This window comes from Streptomyces sp. NPDC048415 (assembly GCF_040651675.1).
Lineage (GTDB): Bacteria > Actinomycetota > Actinomycetes > Streptomycetales > Streptomycetaceae > Streptomyces.
In genome coordinates, this window is the sequence record NZ_JBEZKJ010000187.1 from 1 (window position 1) to 6689 (window position 6689).

Below are 6689 nucleotides of genomic sequence, written 5' to 3' on the forward strand. Positions count from 1 at the left end.
ACGGGGTTCGGGGGGCCGCACCCCCACCCCTCCCGCGTTGACCCCCTTGGTGCCCCTCTCTTGTTCGGCGGCTTACGGGTGGGGCGGGGGCGGGTGGTCGTACGACCACCGGCCCCGGCACAAAGAGATGCAGGGAGCCTTTCAACACCCCCGCTGGAGAGGGGGGAGGAGCATGCAGGTCGGGAGCCACTGCAAGGTGGGTCGGCCGAAGACGGCGGGGTGCGATCGGCGCGGCCTCGGACACTCACGCGATCGGCAACCCGTGGTGGGGCGGAGCCGGAGCCACACCGCGGTGGGGATCCGTGTGTCGCCCCAGCGGCCGGCTGACGCGGCTAGGAGGCGGCTTGGCCTCGGAATCGCCCCTCAGGGCGCTCGCGGCGATCGAACCGCCCCGCCCTTGGCCGCACGGAGAACGTCGTGCTAGACACCGCGGAGGTCAGCCTGGCGGATGCCGTCGATTTGCTATACAGCGCCCTGGACCTGGATTCCTGCGCCGTCCAAGAGCTAGAGGAACTCGCCGAGTTGGCCGTCCCGTTCGCCGAATTCGGCATGCAGCACAAGCGATTCGAGCGGGGCGACCCCTTCTGGAACGACGTTGGCGACGATCCGAGCCTGATTGCCAAACTCGTAAGCGCGGGGCGGACATCAGGTCCCCGCCGGGAGACACTCGGACCACGCGAGGCAGTCGATAGGGTGAGCCGTCGGCTCACCAAGACGGCGAAACAGCTGAGGGGCGCGGTGGCCGCCCGACGCCTTCGTCTCCCTGGCCTGCGGCCTCATCCCGCTGGAGACGCCTCAAGAAACACCGATCATGATCGTGCTACGAGCTCTGAGGCACTGCTGTCACGTGCCGCGGCGCTGCTCCTGGACGGCCTTCATAAGGTCCTCGATGGCGGACTGGGTGTCGCGGTCACGCCCCTCGTCAATCGCTTCGAGAGCGGCGGCCGCGGCCTCACGAATGTGGTGGGGAAGCCTGTCGGCGGCCGTGAGTTCGTAGGCGGCCTTGCGGCGCGCGATGCGTTCGGCGGCGTCTACTGCGTCGGGGCCGGACAGCGGAAAGACGGAGGCCCTGTATGCGGATATCCCCAGCACCATCATGTCCGCGATGCCGTCGGCGTACCCGAGCGCGGCGGCCTTCCCCTGGCCTTCCCGAATGGTTGCGACGATGCGACGGCGGGACAGGGCCGTGCCCACGGCGGCGCCGCCTCCCAGGGAAAGGCCGCAGGTGACGGCGAGGAACGGCCCGCCCCAGGCGAAGCCGGTGAATCCTCCGAGGACCGCGAGCGCGACCGTCCAAGCGGCGGCTGTCCTGGAGCTTATTTGCTCGGGCGTGGTGTCCATGGTGGCAGTGTGCCAGCCGGGATGGACAGCACCGGTGCGGGGTGGGCCGCCGGCCTCGGATCTCGAGCAGCCCCCGTTGGTCCCCGGTAGGCCTGACTGGTCCCCGTTAGGACCTGTCCGGGCGATCGTGTGCGGAGCCAGATGACCAGGGCTGCGGCCGTGGCGGTGCCGAGAAAGACGTAGCCGCGTTCGTCGTAGCGAGTGGCCACGGCCCGGGCCTGCTTGAGCTTGTTGATCGCCCGCTCAAGGAGCGAGCCCTAGTGCACACATAGACGACTCTGGATCGGGGAATGTGCCGGTCATAGGGGTGGACGGCTTGCTCCAGTCTGCTGCGTTGGTGCAGCAGTTGCGGGAGCGAAAGACCGAGGAGGACGAGGGGGGTGGGTCGCGGTGTCCGAGGACGTCGCCGCTGAGCTCCCCAGATCCCGTGGGAGACGGTTCCCGAGCTGAGCCGTCAGCAGGTGGTGCGGCTGCTGGCCGAGCTGGCGGCTCGCATGGTGATCGCGGCGGGACGGGACGGGGGTGAGTTCCGTGACGGCGGCGGCTCCGTGGGAACGGCTTGACGGCAAGATCCGGCCCTGGCATCGACCGGCTCGCGGTCGTCTGTGTCCGTCAGTCGACCCCGCAACAGGTCCTTGACCACGCGGAGTCGACCCGGCTGCAGTACGGGCTCACGCAACGGGCCGTAGATCTGGGCTGGCCGGCCTCCAGGGTCTTGGTGATCGACGAGGACCTGGGGCAGTCGGCGTCCGGCCTGGTGGACCGGCCCGGCTTCCAGCGGCTGGCTTCCGAGGTCGGCCTCGACCACGTCGGCCTGGTCCTGGGTGTGGAGATGTCCCGGCTGGCCCGCAGCGGTCGCGAATGGCACCAGCTGCTGGAACTGTGTGCGCTGGCCGGTGCCCTGCTCGCCGACCCGGACGGTGTCTATGACCCGGCCGAGCACAACGACCGCCTGCTGCTTGGTCTCAAGGGCACGATCAGCGAGGCCGAACTCCATCTGATCAAGCAGCGGATGTGGAACGGACGGATCGGCAAGGCCCGCCGCGGCGAGCTGGCCGTGCCGTTGCCGGTCGGCTATCTGAGGCTCGCCGACGGCCAGGTCGTCAAGGACCCCGACGAGCAGGTGCAGGCCGTGGTCCGTCTGGTCTTCGACCTGTTCGACGAACTCGGCTGATCAACGGGGTGTTGAGGTTCCTGGTCGACCACGGCATCCAGATGGGCATCCGGGTCCGCGAAGGACCGGAGAAGGGCCGGCTGGTGTGGCGGCGCCCCAGCCGGATCGTGATCCAGAACATGCTCCGGCACCGGGAACTGGCCGCCGCCGGACAGACCGCCCCCGCCATCGCGAAGATCCTCAACGCCGAGGGCTTCCGACCGCCCAAACGCCGTGACCACTTCGGCACTCAAGGCGTCCGCCAGCTCCTGCGCGAACTGGGCTGCATCAGCCCGCAGGAACAGAGCCTGCGCCGAAACGCCCCACCCCTCGGCCCCGACGAGTGGTGGCCCAGCGACCTCGCCCGCGAGATCGGCGTGCCCCGCGTCACCCTGTTCGGCTGGATCAAGAACGGCTGGGTCACCGCCCACCAGCAAGATGACCGACGCCGGTCCTGGGTGATTCACGCCGATCGCGCCGAAGTCGAACGGCTCCGCCGCCTGCACGAACTGCCCCGCGGACACGGAGCACGCCAACCCTGGCTGTACCACCAGCGGATGGCGATAATCCACAACGAGACAGGAGCCCACGGCGATGACGACCAACCGCAGCTATGACAGCACTGCGGCTTGCTCATCTCGACGGTGTTGCGTTTCTTGTACCGCTCGTCGTCGAAGCCGGGTGGCCGTCCGCCGCGCGAGCCCTTGCGCAGGCGGGCGGCCTGGCTGTCGGTCTTCTCCGGGATCGTGTGCCGGATGCCCTTGCGACGCAGGTACTGGCGGCACGGGCCGTTGCTGTAGGCCTTGTCCGCGGCGAGGTTGTCGGGTTTCCTGCGCGGCCTGCCCGGCCCGATCCGCGGGATGCGGATCTTCTCCAGCACCGGCTCGAACTGCGTGCAGTCCGCCCGCTGCCCGCCTGTGACAAGCAGGGTCAGCGGGCGGCAGCGGCCCTCCGCGCTCAGGTGGAGCTTGCTGGTGAACCCGCCGCGTGAGCGGCCCAGGCCCTCACCTCCTGCACCACCTCCACCAGGCGGGCGACGAGGCTTTGCCACGCCGTCTCGTCCTGATGTTCTTTGGCCCCCTTTGAAGCCGGGGCCGGCGGCGGATCGGTGCGAGCACCGGCCGCGTGCTGGTGCGCGCGCACGATGGTGGAGTCCGCCGAGATGTCCCAGTCGATCTCGTCGGCCGTATCGGCCGCGGCCTGGACCTGCTGCAGCAGACGCTCCCAGGTGCCGTCGGCCGACCACAGCCGGTGGCGTTCATAGACCGTCTTCCACGGCCCGAACCGCTCGGGCAGATCCCGCCACTGAACCCCGGTACGCACCCGGTGCAGGATTCCGTCGATCACCTGCCGGTGATCCCGCCACCGGCCACAACGCCCGTTGCTCACCGGCAGGAACGGCCGCAACCGTTCCCACTCAGCATCCGTCAAGTCGCCCCGCCCCATACCCAGGACAACGAGCCAACAGTCGGACAGTCACATGATCGGGCGGACGGGTCCTAGTCGCAGGAAGCCAGCGGCGATCGAACGCCGACTGTTAGTGGCCTCGATAGACTTCCCCACGCACGCAGAAGGAGCCCTACATCCCCAACTGGTTTCTCAGGCCACGGTGTTGGGAGGGCTCCCTGCGCGGTGTCCAGCACGCCTATGAACGAGAGGACTCCTGTGGAAGAGAGTAACGCGAAACGCCGCGCGAAGCACCCGGCCCGCTGGGACAGGTGGCGCAGGAAAACCACTCGTCACCTGCGTGAATGGCTTGGCCAGCACGGACGAAACGTCACAGGTGAGTTCCTGCAGGGTGCGCCGTACAAGCTCGGCAGCGGCTCGGTGACCCTGCTAATCCTGCGATGCCCCGACCGCGGGCCTACCGCTTGGGTGGGGCCGCCTCGCCTTTGACGTGCAAACCAGATGCTCGTCTGCGTCAACTAAGCCGATGTGTACGAGCGTGTCCTTAGGGGGTCTCGTGACAGCAGCGATCATCGCCGTGCTGGGCACCCTGCTCGGCGCCCTGACCGCGGGGGCAATGCAGCACCTGACCACGGTGTCCGCGCGCCGAGATCGCGACCTTCAGGTACTGGCCGCTGCTGTAGCCGGTCTGCTCGCTGCTGCGACCGATCACCGCCGTCACCAGTATCTGAAGCACGTCCTTCGTCGGATGGGCGAAAGCGAGAGCCTGGAGTTCAGGGCGGCTCGTTACGAGGCGCGGTCCGGGATGACGAAGGCTCAGACGGCACTGATGCTCGCGACCGACGACGCGGAACTCCTCCGACTGGCAGCCCGTCTGGCCGACGCGTCGAACGAGGTGGGCGAGCCGGATCATGACGACCAAGTGGCTGTCGACGAGGCGGGAGATCGTGCCCGGACGGCACATGCCGACTTCCAGGCGGCGGCTGCCCGGCGTCTCCGGCGCCCGCCGCGTTGAGCTGCAGGGCAGAACTGGGCCTCAACGCTGGCAGCCGGTACCGGGCTCGTAAGCCACCCAGGCCCGCGCAATGCCCAGGGCCGGCTGCCGCGTCGTGCCGATGCCCTCCCGGGCAGGTGATCCGGCCGACGCGGTCGCGCTGGAGGCCCGCAAGTGGGGCGAGGCCGACCAGCCCGTCGAGCCGGTCGCCGACCAGGACCGGCCGCGTCGGCGGATGGACGCTGGCGCGACGGTGACGTCGCTGACCGAGCGGCGCCTGGCGGTGCTGGCGCCGCACCCCAGGCCTCTGCCGTCGGTGGCCGCCTACGACGAGCTGCTGCGATTCCGTCGGCGTCCCGTCGACGGCCCGGCATGACAGGAAGAGGCGCCATGACCGCCAAGCGCAACCGCGGACTGACCGAGCAGGCCGCCCCCACCGCCGTCGACGCCTCGTGTCGGATGGTCATGGCTTCACGGATCAGTAGTGGTCCCGTTCGGGAACGGGTTTCGGCCCCACTTGGACGTCCGGAGGGCATTGATCACCAGCGAGTTTTGGCCCCACTCAGAGGGAGCTATGGGGCTTCCGGAGCGGATCTGACTGGCGTGGTCGGCATGGGACAGTGCATCGTGCGGTGGTGTGCGATCCGCCTTTGCCGAGCATGAAGACCGTTGGACCTTGACGACGGGGCCGGGAGGCTTGCGGTTACTGCGATTTGATGCGTGATGTCGCTGGGGCGACGCCTTGAACTGCGAGACGAGGGCCCGCCGCACGGAGCCGCGCTAGTAATAGCCCTTCGTGCCGTCGAGCAGCTCCCGGACGATGTCCGCGTGCCCCGCGTGTCGCCCCGTCTCCTCGACGAGGTGGATCAGCATCCAGCGGAGGTTGGCGCTGCCGTCGCGGAAGTCGGGGTGGCGGCCGGCGTCGTCCAGGTCGGCCGCGGCAACGATCTCGTTGCTGCGGGCACACTGGGCCTCGTACTCCGCGAGGAGCTCTGCGAGGGGGCGGCCGTCGGTGTGCCAGTCGGCGTTCTTGCTTGACTCGTCGAATGCGGGGTTCTGCTTCTTGTCGCCGCCGAGGAACAGCACTTCCAGCCATATGTGCTCGGTCCAGCGCATGTGGGAGATGAGACCGGCCATCGTCATGGCCGGTGAGGTCGGGATGACCGGGCGGCGCGCGTCCTCGTCGCTCAGCCCGTCGCATTTCCAGCGCAGGATCTGCCGCTGCAGGTCCAGCCAGCCGATGAGCGCGGTGCGTTCGTCCGCTTGGCGCGGGGGGCGTTCCAGTTCCGATGACATGCCGGCGCACGCTACCAGGGCGGTCGGGAGGGGGCACCTGGATGACGGGCTCTTCCGCGATTTACGATCTTGGTCACGGTTGGGGACATCGGGGTGTTACTGGTGATCTTCGCGTGATGCCGTGCGGCGGGCACTCGTCTCCGCAGTCCAAGGCGTACGCCCCAGCGACATCACGCATCAAGTCTCAGTAGCCGGCGGCTACTCGGGTCTGGGCAAGCCGGTAGGAGTCGGTGCCGGTCTCGATGATGTTGCTGCCGAAGGTGAGGCGGTCGACGATGGCGCCGCAGAGCCGGGGGCCGGTGAAGGTCTTGGTCCAGCCGGAGAAGGACTCGTTGGAGGCGATGGCCACGCTGTTCTTCTCCTCGCGTTCGGTCAGGACCTGGAAGAGGAGCTCGGCGCCGCGGCGGTCCAGTTCCCTGTGTTGGGTCGGGGACGGGACGCCGTGCACCGTTTCCGGTGCCGGTTTTCCCGTCCCCGCCCGCCGAACCCGCCGTGCGA

At 68.7% G+C, this 6689-nt stretch carries 7 protein-coding genes and 2 pseudogenes; 4 read left to right on the top strand and 5 right to left on the bottom strand.

Translation table 11 applies throughout. The features are described from left to right. Positions 1 to 843 precede the first annotated feature (843 nt). Both AB0D27_RS44865 and AB0D27_RS44870 read right to left on the bottom strand, forming a co-directional pair. The gene (locus AB0D27_RS44865) at positions 844 to 1341 is read right to left on the bottom strand and encodes a hypothetical protein (RefSeq protein WP_362521311.1); all 498 of its coding nucleotides are present in this window, start codon (positions 1339 to 1341) and stop codon (positions 844 to 846) included. Between the two features lie 131 nt (positions 1342 to 1472). Next, positions 1473 to 1595, bottom strand: a pseudogene (locus AB0D27_RS44870) (IS5/IS1182 family transposase); the annotation flags it as partial. A gap of 305 nt (positions 1596 to 1900) precedes the next feature. Between AB0D27_RS44870 and AB0D27_RS44875 the strand changes: the two are divergent. Together AB0D27_RS44875 and AB0D27_RS44880 are read left to right on the top strand one after the other, a co-directional pair. Next, positions 1901 to 2515, top strand: coding sequence for a recombinase family protein (locus AB0D27_RS44875; RefSeq protein WP_362521314.1), 615 nt, complete (start codon positions 1901 to 1903; stop codon positions 2513 to 2515). Between the two features lie 8 nt (positions 2516 to 2523). After that, entirely contained in the window at positions 2524 to 3111 is a 588-nt protein-coding gene (locus AB0D27_RS44880) for a hypothetical protein (RefSeq protein ID WP_362521316.1), read from the top strand. A gap of 20 nt (positions 3112 to 3131) precedes the next feature. Here the strand turns inward: AB0D27_RS44880 and AB0D27_RS44885 are convergent. Then, a pseudogene (locus AB0D27_RS44885) lies at positions 3132 to 3940 on the bottom strand (IS5 family transposase); the annotation flags it as partial. Between the two features lie 517 nt (positions 3941 to 4457). Here AB0D27_RS44885 and AB0D27_RS44890 point away from each other — a divergent pair. Then, a complete protein-coding gene (locus AB0D27_RS44890) occupies positions 4458 to 4916 on the top strand; it encodes a hypothetical protein (RefSeq protein WP_362521317.1) in 459 nt (152 codons plus the stop codon). 100 nt (positions 4917 to 5016) lie between these two features. Then, positions 5017 to 5271, top strand: coding sequence for a hypothetical protein (locus tag AB0D27_RS44895; RefSeq protein WP_362521320.1), 255 nt, complete (start codon positions 5017 to 5019; stop codon positions 5269 to 5271). A gap of 404 nt (positions 5272 to 5675) precedes the next feature. On the opposite strand, the gene AB0D27_RS44900 is transcribed toward AB0D27_RS44895, so the two are convergent. Continuing rightward, the gene (locus AB0D27_RS44900; RefSeq protein ID WP_362521322.1) at positions 5676 to 6191 is read right to left on the bottom strand and encodes a DinB family protein; all 516 of its coding nucleotides are present in this window, start codon (positions 6189 to 6191) and stop codon (positions 5676 to 5678) included. A gap of 184 nt (positions 6192 to 6375) precedes the next feature. Next, positions 6376 to 6689, bottom strand: a 314-nt coding sequence (locus AB0D27_RS44905; protein ID WP_362521325.1) for an ATP-binding protein, incomplete at its 5' end; no start/stop codon positions are given.